Genomic DNA, 229 nt, shown 5'->3' on the forward strand with positions numbered 1-229 from the left:
CGCCATACCATCAAACATTTGTAGTTGTTGCTCTAGGGTTTCAAGCTCGCCAATTTTAATATTATGCTCTTTAGCATAATTAAGCACTTGCTTGTCTATACCGGTTTTATCTGAATATCCTGCATTTTGAAATTCAATTTGCATCATAGTCACCATAACAGCCCAAGGCTTTAAGCCATTAAACATAGCAATATCAATCGACTTTTTAGCAAAGTAATCTTTTAGCTTG

General features: G+C 34.9%; 1 protein-coding gene. It reads right to left on the reverse strand.

Translation table 11 applies throughout. From position 1 onward, the window contains the following. On the reverse strand, nucleotides 1-229 hold a 229-nt coding region (locus tag AAEY80_RS14950; RefSeq protein WP_350588654.1), incomplete at both ends, for a TraB/GumN family protein.

The sequence above is a fragment of the Psychrobacter sp. 78a-MNA-CIBAN-0178 genome, assembly GCF_040309625.1.
GTDB classification, from domain to species: domain Bacteria; phylum Pseudomonadota; class Gammaproteobacteria; order Pseudomonadales; family Moraxellaceae; genus Psychrobacter; species Psychrobacter okhotskensis.